Source organism: Streptomyces sp. NPDC018019 (assembly GCF_044327805.1).
Taxonomy (GTDB): Bacteria; Actinomycetota; Actinomycetes; order Streptomycetales; family Streptomycetaceae; genus Streptomyces.
Map to the genome: position 1 here is coordinate 161,763 of NZ_JBIRGD010000017.1, position 22,808 is coordinate 184,570.

The following is a 22,808-nucleotide window of genomic DNA, read 5'->3' on the forward strand; positions in this document are numbered from 1 at the left end:
AGCGTGTCCGGGACGCCGTCACCCGTCACCGCCGTCACGGCACGATCTCCCAACGGTGGGCGGCCAGGAACTCCCGTACGGCCGCGTCGATACGCCCCTCGTCGGGGCCGGCCGCCCGCAGCACCCCCAGGAAGTCGCGGTTGGTGCGGTACAGCGGGTGCCGCTCGCCGGTCTCCCGTAAGGGCCGGTAGTCGAGCCGGACGCCGCCCGCTTCCCGTACCCGGGCGTCCGGTGCCGCCTTGAGCGTCCCGGCCCGGTCGGCGCACACGTACTCCATGCGCACCCGCACACCGCGCCGTGCGGCCAGGGTCCGCGGCAGCCGCTCCCCCAGGTGGACGCGGAGGACCAGCTCGAAGAGCGGGAGGTCCAGGGCTTCGGCGAGGGCGAGGTCGCACCGGTCGCCGATGGCCCGGTAGTTGACCTCGATGATCCGGGCCCGGCCGCCCTGGTCCACGTATTCGGTGTGGCAGGCGCCGAAGCCGACGCCGAGCGCGCGCAGGTGGGCCAGTACCTCGTCCGTGGCCGGGCGGGGCGGCTCGGGGAGCAGATGCAGCCGTTCCTCGATGAAGTGCGGTGGCGGTGAGACGTCCGTGCGGAAGGAGGCCAGCGGGTGCAGGGTGTGTCCGTCGCCGAGGGTTTCCAGGGTGTGCAGGGTGCCGTCCAGGTACTCCTCCAGGACCAGTGGCGCATCGGGCCGCCGCGCCCGGATCTCGTGGCAGCGCGCGGCCAGTTCGGCGTCGTTCGCGACCAGGAAGACGTCCTCGCTGGCGACTCCTTCGCGCGGCTTGAGGACGCAGGGGTACGGGACGCCGTGTCCGGCCGGATCGCCCTCCGGCGGCAGTTCGGCAGACCGTACGGTGTCCAGCCCGGCGGCAGTCAGAGCGCGCCGCAGTTCGGCCTTGTTCTTCGTGCGGAGCGCTGCCCGCCAGTCCTTGCCGGGCAGCCCGAAGTAGTCGGCGGCCAGAGCGGCTTGGGCCTGGAGGTGGTCGCTGTTGGTGAAGACCGCGGCGGGCGGCCCGACTCGGCCGGCCAGCGCGCCGATTCGCGCGATCACGGCACGGAAGTCCGGTACGTCGCACGGCACGATGTCCAGCCGCCCGGGCAGCGCTCCGCCACCGGGCGGCCCGTCCCCGCCCCGCTCGCGCGCGTACCGCCCGTATGCCTCCCGGTGGGCGTCCGGCTGGTCGGTCAGCAGCGCCACGGCGAGACCGAGGCGGGCCGCGGCCGGCAGGAAGCCTTCCGTGACGGAGTCGGTGGGGTTGCGGGCGAGGAGGATCAGGCCCGCGCAGGTGTCGTTCGGGGGTGCGGCCTCGTTCACACGCTGAAGATTAGGTTAGGCATGCCTAACCTTGTCAACTCGCGTCCCGGCACGGCCGTGTCACCCCTCCCGGCTCCCTCTCCGGGGCCTGTTCCGGCCCCGTCCGAGCGGCGTCCGCCCCCGGGGCTTAATCCGTCCTGAGGGCTTCCTTAAGCGGGCCATAAAGATCGCCGGGAACCGGCTTCCGGGCCCGGAACCACTGCTCAGCGGGGCTAGCGTGCTGATCGCACCGGCGGGATCAGGCGCTCCCGCCGGTGCGCTCCCCCCGATCCGACGAAGGAGTCCCCCACGATGACCGCTCGCCGCAAGGCCGCCGGTATCGCGCTGACCGGTATCGCCCCGCTGGCGCTCACCGCGCTCACCGCGACCCCGGCGGTCGCCCACGGCTCGATGACCGACCCGGTCAGCCGGATCTCCGCCTGCTTCGCGGAAGGCCCCGAGCACCCGAAGTCCGCGGCCTGCAAGGCGATGGTCGCGGCCGGCGGCACCCAGGCCCTGTACGACTGGAACGGCGTCCGGGACGGCAACGCCGGCGGGCAGTCCAAGAAGCGCATTCCGGACGGCAAGCTGTGCAGCGCCAACAGTCCGGAGTACCGCGGCCTGGACCTGCCGCGGGCCGACTGGCCGTCCACCAGGCTGCGGGCGGGCAACCACACCTTCCGCTACAAGGCGACCGCCCCGCACCGCGGCTCCTTCGAGCTGTACATCACCAAGGACGGCTACGACCCCGCCAAGCCGCTCAAGTGGTCCGACCTGGAGGCCAAGCCGTTCGCGAAGGTCACCGACCCGACGCTGACGGGCGGCGACTACGTCTTCAGCGGCAAGGTGCCCGCCAAGTCCGGCCGTCATCTGATCTACAGCATCTGGCAGCGCTCGGACAGCCCCGAGGCGTTCTACACATGCTCCGATGTGGTCTTCGGCAAGGACGGCGGCGGCGCGGGCAAGGGCGGCGGCGCGGCCCCGGCCGCCGCCGCGCCGAGCGACCGGCAGATCGCGGCGGAAGCCGGCAAGTCGACCATCGACCACATGCACCACGGCGCGCACGGCGGCGCCCCGGCCGCCGGGGCCGACGGCAAGGCGCCGGACGGCGGCGCCGCGGGCAACGCGGCGCGCCCCGACGGCGGGGCGGCCGAGGAGGTGGGCCCGAAGCAGGCCGGTGCCCGGCAGGCGGCCGGCAGCCACCTCGCCGAGACCGGCGGCAACAGCGCGACCGCGCCGATGGCGATCGGCGGCGCGGCCGTCCTGGCGCTGGGTGCCTCGGTCCTGTTCGCGAGCGCCCGCCGCAAGGCCGCCCGGCAGCGCGGCTGACCCATCCGCTCCCTCCCCAGGGCCCTTCCCCCACAGGGCCCGCCCTGTGCGGCCATCCCCCACTGGCCCGCAGGCCCCCGTGAGGTCATCCCCCACTGGCCTCACGGGGCACCCTCCACACTGGCGCCGCCGCCCCTTCCTTCACCTCAGGGGCGGCGGCGCCGCCACACGTGCCCCGCTCCCGCGCCGCACTCCCCTGTGGTGCGGCATGAGGGCATGTCAGGCCCGTCCGGCCGTGGTCCACCCACGTCGTGTCATCCCTCAGCGCCGTGTGCCGCACCGGAGATTCCCGTTCCGGCGGCGGAATCCCGGGAATCTCGGTACAGGCGCCGCAGCAGGCGCACGTACGGACTCCAGCGCGCCGGGCGTACGACCCGTCCCGTACAGGCGAACTCGGCGCGGTCCAGGCTGTCTTCCAGAACCGCGTCGTGCAGCGGCCGGTAGGCCAGCGGCCAGCTGAGCCGGGCCGGGCCGCGGGCCCGCATCGCCAGGGTGTGCCGCAGCACCGACCGCTGCTCCCCGAGGGCGTGCGCGGTGTACTCGTGGAAGCCGTCGAAACCGCGCGGTCCACTGAAGGCGAAGCGCACCCAGGTCCCCGGGACGTGGGCGACGACCGTGTAGCGGACCGGGCCGTGGCCGCCGGAGGCGCCTTCGCCGAGCGGGCGGTCGAGCCGCATCGGCGGCCAGTCGCGGCCCGGCCACAGCGGGTCGTGCGCGCTCGCCAGGCCGTCGATCAGCGCGCCGACGGTATGCACCGGCACCGGCAGTTCGCGCTCGTGCACATTGCAGATTCCCATATCCGTCCACCTCCGAGGACAGGGACCGCGGGCCGGACACGCTCCGGCCCGGCGGCACCGGGACTTTTGGAGAGCACTCTCCAATACGTTCTGGAGAGTACCCTCCAGAACATGGCCAGACCACCGCTCTTCGACATGACCCTGCTGCTGGACGCCGCCGTCCGGCTGGCCGCCGAGGCGGGCCCGGCGGGGGTGACCATGTCCGCGGTCGCCGCGGCCGTCGGCGCGCCGAGCGGCTCGGTCTACCACCGCTTCGCCGGGCGGCCCGCGCTCCTGGCCGAGGTGTGGCTGCGTACGGTCGAACGGTTCCAGGAGGGGTACTTCGCGGCCCTGCGGTCGGCGCCGGACCCGCGGGCCGCGGGCGCGGCGGCGGCCCGGCACGTCGTCGCGTGGAGCCGCGCCCACCCCGAGGAGGCGGCGCTTCTCCTGTACGGGGCCCGGGACTTCGGCCGGGACAGCTGGCCCGCCGAGCACGTCGAGCGGGCCGACCGGGGACACCGGCGGGTACGGGACGCGGTCGGGGCGCTGGCGCGGGACCTGGGGGCGCGCACCCCGCAGGACACCGAGCGGGTCTCCCTCGCGGTCATCGACGTACCGCTGTCCCTGGTGCGCCGCCATCTGCGCGGCGGCACCGAACTGCCCGAGCACGCCGAGGACCTGGCCGAACAGTGCACGACCGCACTGCTGACGGGCTGACGGGCTGACGGGCTGACGGGCTGACGGGCTGACGGGCTGACGGGAAGAGAGCCGCACGGCCAAGGGGGCCGAGGCCCCCAGGCGCACCTGGCGGCATTGGAGGAGCACCGGCCCGCGCTACGCGGAGCGGCTGTACGGCCGAGCGAGCTTCGCCGCGGGCCGGGCCGCCGCCTCGCCGAAGCGCGCCCGCGCCCGGTCCACGGCGGCCTCGATGCGGCGCGCCTTCTCCTCGGCCGGGTCGAACATCAGCTGCCGGGTGGCGAGTTCGGCGCGGCACAAGTCCTCCGCCCGCAACGCCACGGACCGTACGCGCGCCCGTTGCAGCCCGAGCGCCGCGTGCAACGCGTACGCCGCGTCCGTCAGCGCGGGCCCGTGCGCGGTCGGTTCGGGCAGCCGCCGGGTGCGTGTCGTCGTGGAGCGGTCGGCGTAGCGGACGGTGAGGGTGAGCGCGCGGGCCGCCCGGCCGCTGCCGCGCAGCCGGGCGCCGAGATCGTCCGCGAGCGAGAGCAGCGCGCGCCGCCGCCGGTCCGGGTCCAGCTCGTCGTGCGCGAAGCGGTGTTCGGCGCCGATCGATCGGGCGGCGGCGTTCGGGGTGACCGGGCTCGGGTCGATGCCGCGGGCCTTGTCGTGCACCGCCCGGCCGGTCTTCGCGCCGAGGATGCGTTGCAGGGTCGCGGGCGGCGCGGCGGCGATCCGGCCGACGCTGTCCAGCCCGTACGCGCACAGGGCGCGCGCGGTCGCCGGCCCGACGCCGTGCAGCGCGGCGGCCGGTTTGCGGGCGAGGAAGTCCGCGACCGCGTCGCCGGGGACCCGGCGCACCTCGCCGGGCGCCGCGCCCTGCGCCGCCATCCGCGCGAGCAGCGGGTTGCCGGCGATACCGATGGTGCACCGCACGCCGTACCAGGCCAGCGCCCGCAGCCGGATCAGCTCGGCGATGCCCGCGGCGTCCCGTTCGAAGTAGCGCAGCGCTCCCCGTACGTCGGCCAGCGCGGCGTCCGGCGGCAGCGCCTCGATCACCGGTGTGAACTGGCCGAGCAGCCGCAGCAGGTTTCCGTACGTCTCCTCGCCGAGCGGAGTGCCCGCGCCCCTGCCCGTCTCACCGCTCGCACCCTTGGCGCCACCGGCGGCCCCGGCCCCGTCCGCGCCCCCGTCCCCGGCGGCGCGGAACCGTACGTACAGCACCTCGGCGGGCGTGCCGGGCCCGCCGGCCGTTCCGCTCGTGCCGGTCATCCCGCGCTCCCCGGGCTGGCGTGCCACAACTTGCGCCCGGTGCCGGCCCCTTCGCCCGCCGGCCGGAGGTCGGCCCAGGGGTGCAGCTCGTAGCCGGTCTCCAGCCGGATGGTGCGGCCGGCCGCCGGTGCGGCCTCGGCCCCGGCGGCGGCCGGGGCCCGGTCCGCCGCCCAGGTCGCCTCGGCCGCGGCCGAGCCCGCGCGGCCCGGCTCGCCGTGTACCCGGCGCGGTACCGGCTCCGGGACCGGCTGCGGGCCGGACCCGCCGTCCACGGCACCGGCCGGGTCCGCCGCCCGGTCCCCTTCCGCGAGGCGCGCGGTGACCGCCTCCAGGCCGCCTTCACGCCGCAGTTCGGCCAGCTCGGCCAGGTTCCAGGCGGCGGCGCCGACCACGCTGAAGCTGCGCGGCCCGCGCCGCTGGACGGTGCCGCGCACGAGCAGCAGCCAGGAGTGGAAGACGGTGTGCGCGCAGGCAGCAAGAGGGGTGGGGGTACCGCCCAGGCCCCCAGGGCCTGGGGGATCGTCGAAGAAGGCGCAGTCGACCAGGCCCGTACTGTCGTCGAGGGTGGTGAAGATGACCCGGCGCCCGGAGCGGATCGGCGGCGTCTGGGTGGCCGCCTTGGCCCCGGCGACCAGCACCGTCTCCCCGTGCTCCACCTCGCGCAGCCGCTTGGCCGGAACCGCCCCCAGCTCCGCGAGGAACTCCCGGTGGTCGCTCATCAGGTGCCGGGTGGTGTCCATGCCGAGGACGCCCAGTTCGGCGCTGAGCCGTTCGACGTCGCTCAGGTCGGGCAGCCCGGCCGGTTCGACCGCCTCGACGGACGCGGCGGTGCCGTCCCCGGCGTCCAGGGGCAGCTGCCCCGCGGCCACGCCCCGCTGCCCGCCGTGCAGTTCGGCCAGGTGCAGCAGCAGGTCCCGGCGGTTGGCGCCGAAGGCGTCCAGCGCGCCCACCCGGGCGAGGCGTTCGGCCACCGGGCGGCTGGGACGGGCCCGCTGCCACAGGTCGGGGAGCGAGGAGTAGGGCTGCCCCGCCTCGATGCGCCGCGCCTCGGCCTCGCTCATGCCGTGCACGTCGGACAGGGCGAGTCGCAGCCCCCAGACGGCCGGGGCGGCCCCGGGGCCCGCCCCACCATCAGACACCAGTTCGATTCGATGGGCGACCGCCGACCGGTTCACGTCCAGCGGCAGCACCGGCACCCCGCGCCGCCGCGCGTCCGCCAGCAGCAGCCGCTTCGGGTACATCCCCGGGTCGTGGGTGAGCAGCCCGGCGTAGAAGGCCGCCGGGTGGTGCGCCTTGAGCCAGGCGGACTGGTACGTCGGCACCGCGAAGGCGACCGCGTGCGCCTTGCAGAAGCCGTACGAGCCGAACGCCTCGACGATCTCCCAGGTGCGTTCGACCACCTCGGGCGCGTACCCCCGCCGGCCGGCCCGCTCCGTGAACCAGGCCCGCACCTGCCCCTGCACCTCCGGCTTCGACAGCGCGCGCCGCTTCTCGTCCGCCTCGCCCCGGTCGCAGCCGGTCATGATCCGCAGGATCTCGATCACCTGCTCGTGGAAGACGACCACGCCGTAGGTCTCGCGCAGCGGCCCCTCCAGGTCCGGGTGCGGGTAGCGGGCGGGCCGGCGGCCGTGCCGGGCCTCGATGAAGGGCCGCACCATGTCGGCCGAGACCGGTCCGGGGCGGAACAGCGAGATGTCGACCACCAGGTCGTGGAAGGTGGCGGGCTGGAGCCGGCCGACCAGGTCGCGCTGGCCCGGCGACTCGATCTGGAAGCAGCCGAGCGTCTCGGTGGAGCGGATCAGGCCGTAGGTGGCGGGGTCGCCGGGCGGCACCTGCGCGGGGTCGTCGAGGTCGACGGTACGGCCGGTGGCCCGCCCGATCTCGGCGGTCGCGTGCGCCATCGCGGACTGCATCCGCACCCCCAGCACGTCCAGCTTGAGCAGCCCCATCTCCTCCACGTCCTCCTTGTCGAACTGCGACATCGGCAGCGGGGAGCCGCCCTCGCCGTCGCGGAACGGGATCTCGCTGCGGGTGGGCACGACGGGCGTACGGGCCAGCAGCGAGGCGTCCGAGAGCAGCACTCCGCACGGGTGCATGGCCATGCCGCGCGGCAGCGCGTCCAGCGCCTCGACCAGGTCCCACATCGGCCCGTACCGGTCCGCGTCCACGCCGCGCAGCTCGGGCAGTTCGGCGAGGGCCGCGCGGGCGTCGCGCGCCCGGATGTGCGGGAAGGACTTGGCCAGCCGGTCCACCTCGGCCGGGTCCATGCCGAGGGCGGCGCCCACGTCCCGTACGGCGTGCCGGACCCGGTAGGTCTCGGGCATGGCGACGGTGGCGACCCGCTCGGTGCCGAACCGGTCGAAGATCGCCCGGTAGACCTCCAGGCGGCGCGCGGACTCCACGTCGATGTCGATGTCGGGCAGCACCGCGCGGCGCTTGGACAGGAAGCGCTCCATCAGCAGGTGCTGTTCGACCGGGTCGGCGTGTGCGATGCCCAGCAGGTGGTTGACCAGCGATCCCGCGCCCGAGCCGCGCGCGGTGACCCGGATGCCCAGCTCCCGGGTGTCCTCGACGACCTGGGCGACGGTCAGGAAGTACGAGGCGAAGCCGTGGTGTTCGATGATGTCCAGCTCGTGGTCCATCCGCTCCCAGTACGTCCGGCGGCGGTCGTAGCCGCGCAGCACCATCCCGGCGGCGCAGCGCGAGCGCAGCACCCGCCCGGCGGTCCGGCGCGCGGCGCCGACCAGGCGCGGTTCGGGGAAGTGGACGGTGCCCAGCCCGATGTCGCCCTCCGGGTCCACCCGGCACCGGGCGGCCGTCTCCTCGGTCATCTCCAGCAGCCGCCGCGCGGTGCCGGGCCCGAGACCGGCCGCCCCGGCGACCCGCTCGGCCGTACGGGCCATCGTGTGCGCGTCCTTGAGCCACCGCTCGCCGCTGTCCCGGGCCTCCGGGCGGTGCCGGTCCACCGGCACCAGGCGGCGGGCGGAGTCCAGGACGTCGGCGACCGGGCCCTGGCCGGGGTCGGCGTAGCGGACGGCGTTGGTCAGCACGGCCCGGACGCCGTGCCCGACGGCGAAGCCGAGGGTACGGGCGGCCAGCCGCAGCGAGCCGGGGCCGGTGCCGGTACGGCCGTGGTCGACGACCTCCAGGCGCAGCGCGTCACCGAACAGTTCGCGCCAGGGGGCGAGGAGCCCGGCCGCGCGGTCGGGGCGCCCGGCGGCCAGCGCGCGGCCGGGTTCGGAGTCCGGGCCGAGCAGGACGGTCACCGCGTCCGGCGCCCCGGCCACCGCCTCCGTCAGAGCGGACCAGGGCAGTACGGGCCGTGCGGAATCTCCCGGCAGGGTGGTCGCGTGCGCGGCCGAGACCAGGCGGCAGAGCATGGCCCAGCCGGCCGCGCCGTCCCGGGCGAGGAAGACGGCGCGGGCCGCGGACTCGTCGATGAAGGCGCCGCCGCGCACCGGACCGCGCCGCCGCGCCGCCCCCGGGGCGGCGCCCGGCGCCGGGTGGCCGTCCATGGGCGGGGCCACCGCCAGTTCGGTGCCGAACAGCGGACGGACACCGGCCCGCTCCGCGGCCCTGGCGAAGCGGACGGCGCCGGCCAGGCCGTCCCGGTCGGTCAGCGCGAGGGCGTCCATGCCACGTTCGGCGGCGCGCTCGACGAGCCGTTCCGGGTGGGCGGCGCCGTACCGCAGGGAGAAGCCCGAAGCGGTGTGCAGATGCGTGAACCGTGGCACCCGCGCCTCCTGCCGCTCGTACACCCCCTGACCGTTGCTGCGTCCCCCGTCGCGGTTCCACCATAACGCCTTTCTCGAACAACCGTACGAAAATCGAACAGCGCCTGTCCGCCACCCCGCCCCGGCCCGGCCTCCGTCCCCGATCAGCCCGCCCGGCCTGCGGAGACCCGTCATGAGCCGGAGGATATGGGGCAAAAGGTCCGAGAACGGAACTGCTCGACACGACAGGGCGAGGGAGTGGCGCATGGCCACGGCGGACGACGGCACCCGCGGAATCCGGGACGAGAACACCCGGGACAGGAGCTTCCTCGGGGAGGTGAAGGACGCGATCTCGGCCCGGGCCGCGCTGCTGATGATCGGCGTGCTGGCCCTGACGGCCCTGTTCATCGCGTCGTACGCGGGCGCCTTCCACTCCCCCAAGCCGAAGGACGTGGCGCTCGCGGTCGTCGCGCCGCAGCAGATGAGCGGGCAGCTGGTCGAACGGCTCGACAAGCTGCCGGGCTCCCCCCTCGACCCGCGCGCGGCCCCCTCCGAGGCGGACGCGGCGCGGCAGATCGAGGAGCGGGACATCGACGGCGCGCTGATCGTCGATCCGCGCGGCAGCACCGACAGGCTGCTGGTCGCCAGCGGCTCCGGGGCGTCGCTCTCCCAGGCCGTCGAGCAGGTGGTCACCCGGGCCGAGCAAGCCCAGAAGCGGACCGTGCAGGTCCAGGACATCGCGCCCGCGGACCAGGACGACACCCGCGGCCTGTCCTCGTTCTACCTGGTGGTCGGCTGGTGCGTGGGCGGCTACCTGTGCGCCGCGATCCTCGCGATCAGCTTCGGCGCCCGCCCCACCAACCTCAAGCGGGCGGTCATCCGGCTGGGCGCGCTCGCCGTCTACTCGGTCCTCACCGGCCTGGCCGGGGCCGTCGTCATCGGGCCCGTCCTCGGGGCCATGCCCGGCAGCCTCTTCGGGCTGTGGGGCCTGGGCGCGCTGATCGTGTTCGCGGTGGGCGCCACCACCTTCGCCTTCCAGGCCATCGCCGGGATCGTCGGCATCGGCCTGACCATCCTCGTGGTGGTGATCGCCGGCAACCCCAGCGCGGGCGGCGCCTACCCGTACCCCCTGCTGCCGGACTTCTGGCGGGCGATCGGCCCCGCGCTGCCGCCGGGCGCGGGCACCTGGGTGGCCCGCTCCATCGCGTACTTCCACGGCAACGCGGTGACCGGCCCGCTGCTGGTGCTGTCCGCCTGGGCCGTCGCCGGCACCGTCCTGACGCTGGTCTTCTCCGCGCTCACCAAGGGCCGGACGGTGATCAACCGCAGCGAGGTACGGCAGTGACGGCGGTGCGGCCGGCAGCGGTACGGAGGTGACGGCGGCCACCGCGGTACGGCGGTGACCGGCGCCGCCCCCGCCCCGGAGCCGCCGGCCACCGGGCGTCTCACATGTGCGTACCGCCGTCTATGCGGATCTCCGTACCGGTGATGAACGCGCCGTCCTCGGAGGCGAGCATCGCGATGACGCCCGCGACCGTCTCCGGGGGCGCGAAGCCCTCGCCGATGGCCGGCAGCAGCTTCCCGAACAGGCTCATGTCGGCGTCCGCGGGCAGGCCCGGGTCGTCGGTCATGCCGGACCGCACGGACCCCGGCGCCACACACACCGCGCGCAGCCCCTGCTTGGCGTATTCGCTCGCGATGGCGTGCGTCATGGACTGGATGCCGCCCTTGCTGGCCGCGTACGCCGCCATGTAGGGGTGCGCGAACGCGGCGGAGGTGGAGCTGAAGTTGACCACCACCGGCGCCCGGCCGCGCAGCAGGGCGGGCAGCGCCTCGCGGATCATCAGGAAGGTGCCGGTCAGGTTGACCGCGATGATCCGGTTGAAGGCGTCCAGGGTGGTCTCGTGGGTGTGCGAGGCGCGCAGGATGCCCGCGGCGTTGACCAGGACGTCCAGCCCGCCGAGCCCCTCGACCGCGGCGGCGACGCCCGCACCCACCGCGGCCTCGTCCGCGATGTCCAGCACGGCGGTGCCCAGCCGGTCGCCGTGGCCGTCCGCCACGGCCCGCTCCGCGGTGGCCTTCAGCCCCGCCTCGCTGATGTCGGCGGCCACCACCCGGCCGCCCTCGGCCAGCACCCGGTGGACGGTGGCCCGCCCGATGCCCGATCCGGCCCCGGTGACCAGGACGCGGCGTCCGTCGAAGCGCTCCATGTGGCGTACTCCTGCCCTCGGTGTCCGCCTCCGCAGCGGACGACACCGGCACCGTACGCCTTGATGGCACGTTGTGCCACCTTTGCCGGTCGTGCCATTTTCGCCGTACGGGCGACGTAAGCTCACCCCCATGCCCACCGCACCGCGCCCCGCTGCCCCGGCCCCGCCGCCCACCGCCCCCTCCCTGACCGAACGGCGCAAGGCGGAGACCCAGCTGGAGATCGCCCGTACCGCGGCGGCGCTGTTCGCCGAGCACGGCACCGCCGTCACCGCCGACGACATCGCCCGCACCGCCGGCGTCGCTCTGCGCACCTTCTACCGCTACTTCCGCACCAAGGAGGACTCGGTCGCGCCGCTGCTCGCCGTCGGCGTACGGCAGTGGCTCGCGGATCTGCGCCGACTGGCCGGGGAGCCGGACGGGCCGCCCGTGCGGGACGTGCTGGAGCAGGCGGCGCGGCAGGCGCTGACGCCGTCCGACGAGCGGGCCGCCGAGGCGCTGCGCTGGACGCGCGGGCTGCTGCGGGTGATGCGGGACGACCCGGCGCTGCGCTCGGTCTGGCACCGCGTGCACCACGACTCCGAGGAGGCGCTGGTCCCGGTCCTCGCCGGGATGACGGACGGCGGGCCGCTGGAGGTACGGCTCGCGGCGGCGGCCGCCAACACGGCGATGCGGGTCGCGGTGGAGACATGGGCGGCGGACGACGCGCCGGACGCGCCGGAGGACGGCCCCGCCGAGCTGGTGGTGCGCGGGATGCGCGCGCTGACGGCCGGCCTGTCCGGACTGGACCGGCGCCGGGCCTGACACCCCCGCCCGACCGGCGCCGTACCGCACAGACGCCCCCTGCCCGACCGGCGCCGGACATGACACCGCCGGGCCCGCGAAGGACCCGGCGGCAGTCGTACGGGGCGGGCGGACCGCCCCGTCGGAGCGCTTACAGCGCGCGCTCCAGGCGCTCCGCCATCAGCTTGGTGAAGCGGGCCGGGTCGCTCAGTTCGCCGCCCTCGGCGAGCAGCGCCATGCCGTGCAGCAGCTCGGCCGTCCCGGCGAGGTCCGCGTCGTCGGGACGCTCGGCCTGCGCCTTGCGCAGCCCCTCGACCAGCGGGTGGCCGGGGTTGAGCTCCAGGATGCGCTTGGCCTCGGGCAGCTCCTGGCCCATCGCGCGGTACATGTTCCGCAGCGCCGGGGTCACGTCGTCGGTGTCCGAGACGATGCAGGCCGGGGAGACGGTCAGGCGGGAGGACAGCCGCACCTCCTTGACCTGCTCGCCGAGCCGCTCCGTCATCCAGGAGAGCAGCCCCGCGAAGTCCTCCTGCCGCTTCTCCCGCTCGGCCTTGGCCTCGTCGGTCTCCTCCTCCGCGAGGTCCGCCTCGCCCTTGGCGATCGACCGCAGCTCCTTGCCGTCGAACTCGGGCACGGTCTCGACCCACACCTCGTCCACCGGGTCGGTCAGCAGCAGCACCTCGTAGCCCTTGTCCCGGAAGGCCTCCATGTGCGGCGAGTTCTCGATGGCGGTACGGGACTCGCCGGTCATGAAGTAGATGTGCTCCTGACCCTCCTTCATGCGCTCGACGTACTGCTGGAGGGTGGCCGGCTTCTCCGGGTCGTGGGTGGTGGCGAAGGAGGCGATACGGAGGATGGCGTCGCGGTTCTCGTGGTCGCTGAGCAGGCCCTCCTTGACGACCCGGCCGAACTCGCGCCAGAAGGTGGCGTAGTTCTCCGGGCGCTGCGTCATCATCTCCTTGACGGTGGACAGCACCTTCTTCACCAGCCGGCGGTGCATGAGCTGGATCTGCCGGTCCTGCTGGAGGATCTCGCGGGAGACGTTGAGCGACAGATCCTGGGCGTCGACGACGCCCTTGACGAAGCGCAGGTACTCGGGCAGCAGCGCTTCGCAGTGGTCCATGATGAAGACGCGCTTCACGTAGAGCTGTACGCCGCGCTTGTGGTCCCGCGCGAACAGGTCCTGGGGCGCGCGGGAGGGCAGGAACAGCAGCGCCTGGTACTCGAACGTGCCTTCCGCCTGCATCCGCAGGGTTTCCAGCGGGTCGGTCCAGTCGTGGCTGATGTGCTTGTACAGCTCGTGGTACTCCTCGTCGCTCACCTCGTCCCGGGAGCGCGCCCACAGCGCCTTCATCGAGTTGAGCGTCTCGGGCTCGGGGGCGGCCGCGCCGTCCCCGCCGTCCCCCTCCCCGTCCTGCTGCCCGGCCGGGGCCTCGGGGGCCATCCGGACCGGCCAGGTGATGAAGTCGGAGTACCGCTTGACGATCTCCCGGATCTTCCAGCGGGACGTGTAGTCGAAGAGCTGGTCCTCCTGGTCCACCGGCTTGAGGTGCAGCGTGACCGCCGTGCCCTGCGGCGCGTCGTCGACCGGCTCGACGGTGTACGTGCCCTCCCCGGTGGACGACCAGCGGGTGCCCCCTTCCTGGCCCGCGCGCCGGGTCACCAGCGTGACCTCGTCGGCGACCATGAACGCCGCGTAGAAACCGACGCCGAACTGCCCGATGAGCCCTTCCGCGGTGGCCGCGTCCTTGGCCTGCTTCAGCTCCTGGAGGAACTTGGCGGTTCCGGAGTTGGCGATCGTCCCGATGAGCTGGACCACCTCGTCGTGCGACATGCCGATGCCGTTGTCGCGGACGATGAGCGTGCGGGCCTCGGCGTCGGTCTCGATGGCGATGTGCAGATCGGAGGTGTCGGCGTCGAGCGTGTCGTCGCGCAGCGCTTCGAGCCGCAGCTTGTCCAGCGCGTCGGAGGCGTTGGAGATCAGCTCGCGCAGGAAAACGTCCTTGTTCGAGTAGATCGAGTGGATCATCATCTGCAGGAGCTGGCGTGCTTCTACCTGGAACTCGAACGTCTCGGTCGGCATATTCGTGGATTCCTTCTCATGTCACCAGGTGACGGACCTTCCCCAGAACTGTAGATCAGCCGGTCGGGCGGCAGGCACGGTTCCGCGGCACGGCCGCGCGGGCGCCCGGCCCCGGCGGGCCGCCGCCCCCCGCCCCCGCCCGGGGCGAACCCGTCCGCCCCCTCCCAACACCCCCTCAGGCAGCCGCACTTCGGCCATTAGTGGCGAACCCGCACGAGCCTCCTGCACCCCCTCGAACAACAGGAGTTGGCTGTTTTTCGCCGCACATCCGGTCCGACCGGAACCCGGCGCCCCGGATGTTCCCGCTGACCGCACGGCATAGCACACATCGCGTACCGAAACGCCCGTCGCTCGACTTCACGCCACCACGCTGAGTTTTCAACCAACGACTGGAAGTCACCGATCGATGTGCTTTCCTGATGCGCCTCGGCCAGACTCCTCGACGTCCGGCATTCGAGACGACAACCGAAGGAGAGTTCGAAAATGCGGTACATCACTGGAGGGATCGCGCTCGGCGCGGCGCTCGCACTCGGCGGTCTGGCCACCACGGCCCAGGCCCAGCCCGCGACGCCGAAGAGCCTGTACGCACCCTCCGAGTTGGTGCTCACCGTCGGGTACGGGGACACCGCCGCGACGGCCTCCATCCAGCGTGCGGTGTCGCTGAGCTGCAGCTCGGCCGGGACCGGTACGCACCCCATGGCGCGCGCCGCCTGCGCCGAACTCCGGACCGCGAACGGTGACTTCAACAAGATCACCAAGGCTGCCTCGGACCGTATGTGCACCAAGGAGTACAACCCGGTCGTGGTGACGGCGAACGGCGTCTGGCAGGGCCGCCGCGTCGCGTACGAGCACACCTTCGCCAACCCCTGCGCACTGGAGGGCGGCAAGGGCCTGGTCTTCGAGTTCTGACCGGGCGGTGATCCGCCGAGCGGTCCGGCCGCCGCGACCGCGCGGCCGCTCCGCACACCGGCCCCCCGGGTATCCGCGGATACCCGGGGGGCCGGCCCGTGCGGCCGGACGGCCGGAGCGGCGGGCCGCGGTCCGCGCTGCCGCCCCGCCCCCTCCACGGGGCGGCAGCGCGGACACCCTCGCGCCGCCGCCGGAACGGCGCGGCGTTCGGCTCACCGGCGTCCGCCGGATTCTTTTCGGCCACGAGGCTGATGCATCATTAGAGCCAGCCGCAACGGGCTTGGCAAATCCGGTCCGGCCACCGAACGGAAAAAGCCGGGAGGGCAATTCGGCGGCAGCCTCCCGACTTCCCGAAGTCGTCACGGGTCGCACCGCGAAACCGGGACCATACCGGACATTTGCCAGCCGTTTCCCCAAAAGGCGGCACCCTTGAGAGCTGCCTCACATTCCCTTGGAATGGGCGGGTCACATGACATTCCCGTCAACATTTCAACGGTCGGCACCGGTATCGCGAAAACGATTCCATCGGACGCCCTCGACGGACGGATGCCGCGCGCCACCCGCGCGCCGCACCCCCGGCCGGGCCGGCGTCCGGGGCGTCCGGTAATTACACAGACTTCTTTCCTATTCTTTTGCCACCCCGCCCGGAAAACGGAAACGCCCCCCGGCAGCAATTGCTTCCGGGGGACCGTTCCGGTACGGAATGCCGGTGCGCGCCGCGAACGCGTCGGCACCGGGCGGCGTCAGCCGATCTGTGCGCCGACCGCCTTCAGGGCCGCCGGGACCGGCTGGAAGTACGTTTCGCCGCCCGAGGAGCAGTTGCCGCTGCCGCCCGAGGTCAGGCCCAGCGCCGACTCACCGTCGTACAGCGCGCCGCCGCTGTCGCCGGGCTCGGCACAGACATCGGTCTGGATCAGCCCCTCGACCGTGCCTTCCTGGTAGTTGACGCTCGCGTTCAGCGCCTTGACCGTGCCGTCGTGCACCTGGGTGGTACTGCCGCTGCGCGTCACCTTCTGGCCGACGGTCGCCTCGGCGGCCTTGGTGATCTTCTGCGGGCTGCCGCCGTAGGTGTTCACCTCGCTCGGGTGGGCGATGTCGGCGGTGTACTTGGCGATGGCGTAGTCGCTGCCCGGGAACTTGGAGTCCTCGGTGGCCGCGACCTCCTGGCCGCCCTGCTTGTCGGACCAGGACTTGACGGCGTTGCCGCAGTGCCCGGCCGTGAGGAAGTACGGCTGGCCGCCCTTGGTGACGTTGAAGCCGAGCGAGCAGCGCGAGCTGCTCCCCCAGATCGCGTCGCCGCCGGCGAGGAACGGGGTGAACTTTCCCTTGCTGCGGCGCAGTTCCGCCGTGCTGCCGAGGCTCTTGACAACCTTGTCCAGTTTGCCGAGCCGGGCACCCGTGACCGTGCGGTCGGCGGTGACGACGACCTTGTTGCTCCGCGGGTCCATGGCCCAGGCCGTGCCGGGGATGGTGGCCCGCTCCTTGAGCGTCTGCCGTGCCGCGTCGAGCTGGGCGAGGCTGTGCCGGACCATTCTGGCCTCGGCGCCCTTGGCCCGTACGGCGTCGGCCGCCTTCCGGTCGACGACGTTGACCACCAGCTTCTTCGCCCGCGCGTCGTAGTACGAACCCGCCGCGTGGTCGCTGAGCTGGGACGCGAGCGCGGTGGCCGCGGCGGGGGTCAGCTGCTTGACGGCCGGGCCGTCCGCCGCGTCGGCGTGGGCGAGGGAGAGGGACGCGGTGGCCGCGAGGGCCAGGGCTCCCGCGCCGGCCAGCGCAGCGCGCCGCTGAGGAATCCGTCGGTGCTTCAACTCAAAGCCTCCCGTGGGGGGATGGGCCGCGGTATGTGGGGGGCCGCGGGCCCGGAGGGTGTTGAGGAACAGACACGGAACGGGAGTCGCTGCGCAGCCTGCCGCAGGAAGTCGCGTCCATGCCAATGCGCGGTTTCAAGTATTCCGACGAGCGATGCTCGCGCACAAGACCGAGATCCGGTCTGGAGAACGGAACGCGACCAACCGGTCGTTCGCCCGGAGTTCCGATATCCGCGCACGTCGTTTCCCTGTGCGGACACCAAACGAACACTTTGGAGTGGCCCGAACGGCCTTCAGGAGGGGTCTACACCTGTCTGAAAACCGATGTTCCCGGCCGGACTTCGCCGACCGGTTCCGGAATGGACCGCCACAGCTTCAGCGCATCGAGGGTCATCCTTCGCACTCCAGGACACATTCCCGGCATCCGCGCACCGGCCCGCCCGCGTCAGGGCAGCTCTTCCGCCTCGGGCAACTCCTCCAGCCCGAGCGCCGCTTCGGAACCCGGCGCGGTTCCGGACAGCGGCCCGGCAGCGGCGCTCCGCTGCCGCTCATGTGCCTCCGTACGGGCCTGCGCCTCCGTACTGGCCTGCGCCTGGAGGCCGGAGCGCTCCAGGAAGCGCAGCAGCTCGACCGGGAACGGCAGGACGAGGGTGGAGTTCTTCTCGGCGGCGACCGCCACCACCGTCTGCAACAGGCGCAGTTGCAGGGCGGCCGGCTGGTCGGACATCGCCTGCGCCGCCTCGGCCAGCTTCTTGGACGCCTGGAGCTCGGCGTCCGCGTTGATGACCCGGGCCCGCCGGTCCCGGGTGGCCTCCGCCTGGCGCGCCATCGACCGCTTCATGGTCTCCGGCAGCGACACGTCCTTGATCTCCACCCGGTCGATCTGCACGCCCCAGCCCAGCGCCGGGCTGTCGATCATCACTTCCAGCCCCTGGTTGAGCTTCTCGCGGTTGGAGAGCAGGTCGTCCAGGTCGCTCTTGCCGATGATGGAACGCAGCGAGGTCTGGGCGACCTGGGAGACCGCGAAGCGGTAGTCCTCGACCTTGACCACCGCGTCGGCGGCGTCCACGACCTTGAAGTAGACGACCGCGTCCACCCGGACCGTCACGTTGTCGTGGGTGATGCCCTCCTGCGCGGGCACCGGCATCGTGACGATCTGCATGTTGACCTTGCGCATCCGGTCGACGCCCGGAACGATCATGGTGAACCCGGGCCCGCGCACGGCCTGGGTCAGCTTCCCCAGCCGCAGCACGACGCCCCGTTCGTACTGCTTGACCACCCGTGCCGCCGCGCTCACGTACACCACGCCCGCCGAGGCCAGCGCGATCCCGGCCGTCACCAGTTCCTCGACCATCACGGCCCCCTGCCGTCCGAGCTGCCGCGCACCCGCGTCCGGACCGTGCGCCCTCACCACGGTATGACCGGCCGGTGGAACGGTCGAGGGTCCGCGTCGGCCGTGCGCCGCGCCCGCGCCCGCACCGGCGAGAGCCCCCGTCCGCGCGCGCGGACGGGGGCCCGGGTGCTGCCGGCTGCGGTGGGTGCTGGTCAGTAGATGCTGACCCCGTACGCGCTGATCGCCTCGGTGACCGGCTGGAAGTAGGTGGTGCCGCCGGAGCTGCAGTTGCCGCTGCCGCCGGAGGTCAGGCCGAGCGCCGTGCTGCCGGCGTAGAGCGGGCCGCCGCTGTCACCGGGCTCGGCGCACACGGTGGTCTTGATCATGCCGTACACGACGTCGCCGTTGCCGTAGTTGACGGTGGCGTTCAGGCCGGTGACCCGGCCGCTGTGGGTGCCGGTGGTCGAACCGCGGCGGGTGACCGTCTGGCCGACGGTGGCGTTGCCGGCCTGGCTGATGTCCTGGCCGCCGACCGTCCCCTCGTGCGGGACGCTGGTGTTGTCGTACCGGACCAGGCCGTAGTCGTTGACGGGGAAGCTGGAACCGGCGGTCGGGCCGATGCGCGTGGTGCGTGCGGAGTTGGTGTACCAGGGCGGGTTGCCGTCGGTGCAGTGCCCGGCCGTCAGCAGGTAGTACGTGCTGCCCTTCTTGACGTTGAAGCCGAGGGAGCAGCGCCAGCTCGTCGCGTAGATGGCGTCGCCGCCGGAGATCAGCTTGCGCAGCACGCCGGGGGTGCGCTCGACCTTGAGCGCGCCGGCGTTGCTGCCCGCGGCCTGCTTGATCCTGTCGAGCTGCGCCTGGGTCACCCGGCTGTCGGCCTGGACGACGACCTTGCTGGTCTTCGGGTCGACCACCCAGGCGGTGCCCGCGACGTCCGCGGACCGTACCGCGTCGCTGACGGCGGCGAGCTGGGACGCGCTGAACGTGGTGGGCGGTGCGGGCTCGCCCGCGTGGGCGGTGGGCAGGGTCAGGGCGCCGATCGCGGCCAGACCGGACGCGACGGCGATCAGCCGGCCGCGTCTCGCCGCACTGCTTCGGGGGGTAGTGCGCTCGTGCCTCACTGCTACCTCCGAGGGGATCGGGGACCCGCCTGTGGGCAGGTCCGTGCGGCGCCGCCCGGTGGGCACGCGGGACTCCGCACGTCCCGTTCGGGCATGCCCCGGACAGCGCTGCTCGGGAGTTTCGAGGGCCCGGCCCCGGGGCGCAAGGGTGGCTTTCGGACGCCCGCCCGACGGCCGCACACACGCCCGCCCCGGCAGCAACAGGCGCTGCCGGGGCGGTGGTTGGACCCTCGGTCGGTACGGGGACGGCTCAGCCGGGGAGGCGGTTCCGCTCACCGGCGCGCAGCGCGAAGGGCAGCGTGTTGCCGGGCGGCGGGAAGGGGCAGATGAAGTGGTCGGCGAAGGCGCAGGGCGGCAGCAGGGTGCGGTTGAGGTCCACCGGTACGGTGCCGTCCGCGGCCGGGGCCGGCGTCCGCAGGAAGCGGAAGCGGTAGCTGTCCGTGCCGCTGGTCCCGTCGGCGAGGACGGCCCACAGCGTGCCGTCCTGCTCGACGACCTGGAGCGTGTGCTCGTCGCCGTCCAGTGTGAAGGCCAGTTCACCGGCGAGGCCGAGCCCCCGCCGCTGCCCGTCGGCGTTGGGCACCTGGACCGTGCGCCCCGCGCCGTACGGCCGGAAGAGGCCGGGCCGTACCCAGCGCTCGTCGTAGGGGAAGACGTCGATGCCGCCGAAGGTGCGCCGCGCCTCGGAGCCGGGGTCGAAGACGCGGACGGCCCACAGTCCCTCCCGGCGCAGTACCAGGAGCCGCCGGTCGCCGTGCGCCACGCGGGCCGTCTCGGGTGCGTCGTCCGCGCCGAGCCGTACGGTGCCGTCGAGCGGGGCGCCGTCCGCGGTCAGCCCGTCGGCGGCGGTCGCGCGCAGGACCACCGCGGCGCCGTCCGCGCTCCAGTGACCCGGTACGCCGTCGAGGCGGCCGTCCGGGGAGTCGGCGAGCCAGTGCGTGCCCGTCAGCGCGAGCGGGCCGTACGGCCGGGAGACCTCGGCGACGCGGCGGTCGTGCCAGGTCTGCCAGTCCTGCTCGGCCTGCGTTCCGGTGCTGCTGGTGGTGCTCATGGCGGTCAACCCTTCCCTGCGGGACGTACCGGTTCCGGCAGCCCTAAATGAGAGCGCAGCGTGCGGCCCTCGTATTCCGTACGGAGGACGCCGCGCTCCTGGAGCAGCGGCACCACCCGGTCCACGAAGTCGTCCAGGCCGCCGGGGGTCAGATGCGGAACCAGGATGAAGCCGTCGGCGGCCCGGGCGGCCACGTAGGCGGTCATCTCCTCGGCGACGGCCGCGGGGGTGCCGACGAAGGACTGCCGCCCGGTCGTCTCGATCACGGTGTCCCGGATCGACAGGCCCTTGGCCTCGGACAGCGCCCGCCAGCGGTCGGCGACCGCCTTCCGGTCGGCGATCCTGACGCGGCCCTGGCTCAGCTCCGCGTCCGGGTCCGGGTCGAAGACCGGCAGCGGCCCGTCCGGGTCGTGTCCGGAGAGGTCCACACCCCAGATCTGCTCCGCGGCCAACAGCGCGTTCTGCGGCGAGACCTGCTGCCGTCGGATCGTGGCGGCCCGCTCCTGGGCGTCGGCCGCGGTGTCGCCGAGGACGACGGTGGCGCCCGGCATGATCTTGAGGGAGTCGGCGTCGCGGCCGTGCGCGGCCAGCCGGCCCTTGACGTCGGCGTAGAACTCCTGGCCGGCGGGGAGCGTGCTGTGCCGGGTGAAGACCACGTCGGCGGTGGCGGCGGCGAAGTCGCGGCCCTCGGCGGAGTCGCCGGCCTGGATGATGACGGGGTGGCCCTGCGGGCTGCGCGGGAGGGTGAACGCGCCCCGGACGCTGAAGTGCGGGCCCTGGTGGTCGACCGGCCGGGGTGTGCCCGCCGCCGGCCAGGAGTCCCAGAGCGCGCGGGCGGTGGCGACGAACTCGGCGGCGCGCACGTAGCGGTCGGCGTGGTCGAGGTAGCCGCCGCGGCGGAAGTTCTCGCCGGTGAACGCGTCGGAGGTGGTGACCACGTTCCAGGCGGCGCGGCCCGCGCTGAGGTGGTCCAGGGTCGAGAGCCGCCGGGCGAGTTCGTAGGGCTCGTTGAAGGTGGTGCTCACGGTGGCGGCCAGGCCCAGCCGGTCGGTGACCGCCGCCAGCGCGTTCAGGACGGTGATCGATTCCGGGCGCCCGAGGACGTCGAGGTCGTGGATGCGCCCCCGGTGCTCGCGCAGCCGCAGCCCCTCGGCGAGGAAGAAGAAGTCGAAACGGCCGCGCTCGGCGGTGCGGGCCAGGTGCTCGAACGAGGCGAAGTCGATCTGGGATCCGGCGTCCGGGTCGGCCCAGACCGTGGTGTTGTTGACGCCGGGGAAGTGGGCCGCCAGGTGCATGCGGCGCAGGCCCGGCGCGGCGGCCGGGGCCGCGGGCGCGGGTGCCGTACGGGTCGGTGCGCTGGTGGCGGTCATGGGGAGACCTTCCGGGCCGGGGCGTAGCGGTTGGCCGGGCGGGGCAGGCCGAGGTGCTCGCGCAGGGTCGCGCCCGGGTAGAAGCGGCGGAGCAGGCAGCGGTGCTGGAGCACCGGAACGGTGCCGTCGACGAGCCGGGCGAGGTCGCGCTCCGGGTCGGCGGGCCGCAGGTGGAAGCCGTCGCACGCGCCGTCCGCGTGCCAGTCGCCGATCAGGTCGGCGAGTCCGACGGCGTCGCCGGAGCAGTACAGCTCGACCGGCAGCGTGGCGAGGACCAGCAGACGGTCCGGGTCGCGGCCCCGGACGCGGGCGCGTTCGCGCAGGTCGGCGCGGGCGTCACCGGCGGTGGTGGGGTCCTCGGCCCGGACGAGGGCCACGTCCGCGTGGGCCGCGGCCACCTCCCGGGCGGCCCGCGCGGTCGCGTCGACCACGACCACGGGGTGGCCCTGGGGCGGCCGGGGGGTGATGGAGGGGCCGCGGACGAAGAAGGAGGAGCCGCGGAAGTCCACGTGGTGGAGCTTGGCGCGGTCGACGAACCGGCCGGTGGCGGTGTCGCGGATCTCCGCGTCGTCCTCCCAGCTGTCCCACAGCCGGGCGGCCACGTCGGCGACCTCGCCGGCCTCCCGCCACAGCGCGTCGGCGGGCGCGGCGTCCGGGCGGCCGAAGAGCCGGGCCTCGGCGCGGGTCCGGGACACCTCCACCGCCCAGCCGGCCCGGCCGCGGCTGACCCAGTCCAGGGTGCTCACGGCGGTCGAGACGTGGAACGGCTCGGTGTGGGTGGTGGTGACGGCCGGTACCAGGCCGATGCGCCCGGTCCGGGGCGCGACCCGGGCCAGCACGGCGAGCGCGTCCGGGCCGGGCCGGGCGAAGGAGTCGCCGAGCGTGACGAAGTCCAGGGTGCCGCGCTCGGCGAGCCGGGCCAGCCGGACGTAGTGCTCGGGGTCGTACGTCTGGCGGCCGCGGCGCGCCCTGCGGGCCGGGCCGTCGAGCGCGAAGGCGAGGTGGAGGGGGCGCAGGGCGCATCCGGATGCGGGCATGTGACGGCCTTTCATCGCTGCTGACGAGCTGCTGACGGGCTGC

17 protein-coding genes are annotated in these 22,808 nt (G+C 73.8%); 5 read left to right on the forward strand and 12 right to left on the reverse strand.

The window, feature by feature from the left end:
- Window positions 1–34: 34 nt before the first annotated feature.
- Window positions 35–1,318 (reverse strand): acetyl-CoA carboxylase biotin carboxylase subunit family protein, encoded by a 1,284-nt coding sequence (locus ACH4FX_RS26755; protein ID WP_398483044.1) that lies wholly within the window; start codon window positions 1,316–1,318, stop codon window positions 35–37.
- A gap of 291 nt (window positions 1,319–1,609) precedes the next feature.
- Between ACH4FX_RS26755 and ACH4FX_RS26760 the strand changes: the two genes are divergently transcribed.
- Window positions 1,610–2,626, forward strand: coding sequence for a lytic polysaccharide monooxygenase (locus ACH4FX_RS26760; protein ID WP_398483046.1), 1,017 nt, complete (start codon window positions 1,610–1,612; stop codon window positions 2,624–2,626).
- 254 nt (window positions 2,627–2,880) lie between these two features.
- Here the strand turns inward: ACH4FX_RS26760 and ACH4FX_RS26765 are convergent, their stop codons facing one another.
- Window positions 2,881–3,423 (reverse strand): SRPBCC family protein, encoded by a 543-nt coding sequence (locus tag ACH4FX_RS26765; RefSeq protein ID WP_398483048.1) that lies wholly within the window; start codon window positions 3,421–3,423, stop codon window positions 2,881–2,883.
- 111 nt (window positions 3,424–3,534) lie between these two features.
- Between ACH4FX_RS26765 and ACH4FX_RS26770 the strand changes: the two genes are divergently transcribed.
- Complete coding sequence (locus tag ACH4FX_RS26770; protein ID WP_398483050.1) at window positions 3,535–4,119, forward strand: TetR family transcriptional regulator; 585 nt, start codon at window positions 3,535–3,537, stop codon at window positions 4,117–4,119.
- Window positions 4,120–4,236: 117 nt separating this feature from the next.
- Here ACH4FX_RS26770 and ACH4FX_RS26775 read toward each other — a convergent pair whose 3' ends face one another.
- Both ACH4FX_RS26775 and ACH4FX_RS26780 read right to left on the reverse strand, forming a co-directional pair.
- Window positions 4,237–5,349 carry a DNA polymerase thumb domain-containing protein gene (locus ACH4FX_RS26775; RefSeq protein WP_398483052.1) on the reverse strand — a complete coding sequence of 371 codons (1,113 nt, stop codon included), beginning with the start codon at window positions 5,347–5,349 and terminating at the stop codon, window positions 4,237–4,239.
- Entirely contained in the window at window positions 5,346–9,083 is a 3,738-nt protein-coding gene (locus ACH4FX_RS26780) for a DNA polymerase III subunit alpha (RefSeq protein WP_398483054.1), read from the reverse strand. The genes ACH4FX_RS26775 and ACH4FX_RS26780 overlap by 4 nt, the downstream gene beginning before the upstream one ends.
- Before the next feature lie 244 nt (window positions 9,084–9,327).
- Between ACH4FX_RS26780 and ACH4FX_RS26785 the strand changes: the two genes are divergently transcribed.
- On the forward strand, window positions 9,328–10,407 hold the full coding sequence (locus ACH4FX_RS26785) for an ABC transporter permease (RefSeq protein WP_398483056.1): 1,080 nt from the start codon (window positions 9,328–9,330) through the stop codon (window positions 10,405–10,407).
- 100 nt (window positions 10,408–10,507) lie between these two features.
- Here the strand turns inward: ACH4FX_RS26785 and ACH4FX_RS26790 are convergent, their stop codons facing one another.
- Entirely contained in the window at window positions 10,508–11,272 is a 765-nt protein-coding gene (locus ACH4FX_RS26790) for an SDR family NAD(P)-dependent oxidoreductase (protein WP_398483058.1), read from the reverse strand.
- A 130-nt stretch (window positions 11,273–11,402) separates the two neighbouring features.
- On the opposite strand from ACH4FX_RS26790, the gene ACH4FX_RS26795 reads away from it, so the two are divergent.
- Window positions 11,403–12,074, forward strand: coding sequence for a TetR family transcriptional regulator (locus tag ACH4FX_RS26795; RefSeq protein ID WP_398483059.1), 672 nt, complete (start codon window positions 11,403–11,405; stop codon window positions 12,072–12,074).
- A 130-nt stretch (window positions 12,075–12,204) separates the two neighbouring features.
- Here ACH4FX_RS26795 and htpG read toward each other — a convergent pair whose 3' ends face one another.
- A complete protein-coding gene (gene htpG, locus ACH4FX_RS26800; protein ID WP_398483061.1) occupies window positions 12,205–14,136 on the reverse strand; it encodes a molecular chaperone HtpG in 1,932 nt (643 codons plus the stop codon).
- 483 nt (window positions 14,137–14,619) lie between these two features.
- Here htpG and ACH4FX_RS26805 point away from each other — a divergent pair, with 483 nt between their 5' ends.
- Window positions 14,620–15,045, forward strand: a complete 426-nt coding sequence (locus tag ACH4FX_RS26805; protein ID WP_398483063.1) for a subtilase-type protease inhibitor — start codon at window positions 14,620–14,622, stop codon at window positions 15,043–15,045.
- Between the two features lie 743 nt (window positions 15,046–15,788).
- Here ACH4FX_RS26805 and ACH4FX_RS26810 read toward each other — a convergent pair.
- The 6 genes from ACH4FX_RS26810 to ACH4FX_RS26835 form a co-directional block, all read right to left on the reverse strand.
- On the reverse strand, window positions 15,789–16,853 hold the full coding sequence (locus tag ACH4FX_RS26810; protein WP_398483065.1) for a S1 family peptidase: 1,065 nt from the start codon (window positions 16,851–16,853) through the stop codon (window positions 15,789–15,791).
- 445 nt (window positions 16,854–17,298) lie between these two features.
- Window positions 17,299–18,207 carry a slipin family protein gene (locus ACH4FX_RS26815; protein ID WP_398483139.1) on the reverse strand — a complete coding sequence of 303 codons (909 nt, stop codon included), beginning with the start codon at window positions 18,205–18,207 and terminating at the stop codon, window positions 17,299–17,301.
- Between the two features lie 191 nt (window positions 18,208–18,398).
- Window positions 18,399–19,307 (reverse strand): S1 family peptidase, encoded by a 909-nt coding sequence (locus ACH4FX_RS26820; RefSeq protein ID WP_398483066.1) that lies wholly within the window; start codon window positions 19,305–19,307, stop codon window positions 18,399–18,401.
- A gap of 250 nt (window positions 19,308–19,557) precedes the next feature.
- The gene (locus ACH4FX_RS26825) at window positions 19,558–20,358 is read right to left on the reverse strand and encodes a DUF1684 domain-containing protein (protein ID WP_398483068.1); all 801 of its coding nucleotides are present in this window, start codon (window positions 20,356–20,358) and stop codon (window positions 19,558–19,560) included.
- 5 nt (window positions 20,359–20,363) lie between these two features.
- Complete coding sequence (locus ACH4FX_RS26830) at window positions 20,364–21,728, reverse strand: NtaA/DmoA family FMN-dependent monooxygenase (protein WP_398483070.1); 1,365 nt, start codon at window positions 21,726–21,728, stop codon at window positions 20,364–20,366.
- Entirely contained in the window at window positions 21,725–22,765 is a 1,041-nt protein-coding gene (locus ACH4FX_RS26835; protein ID WP_398483072.1) for an LLM class flavin-dependent oxidoreductase, read from the reverse strand. The genes ACH4FX_RS26830 and ACH4FX_RS26835 overlap by 4 nt, the downstream gene beginning before the upstream one ends.
- Window positions 22,766–22,808 lie beyond the last annotated feature (43 nt).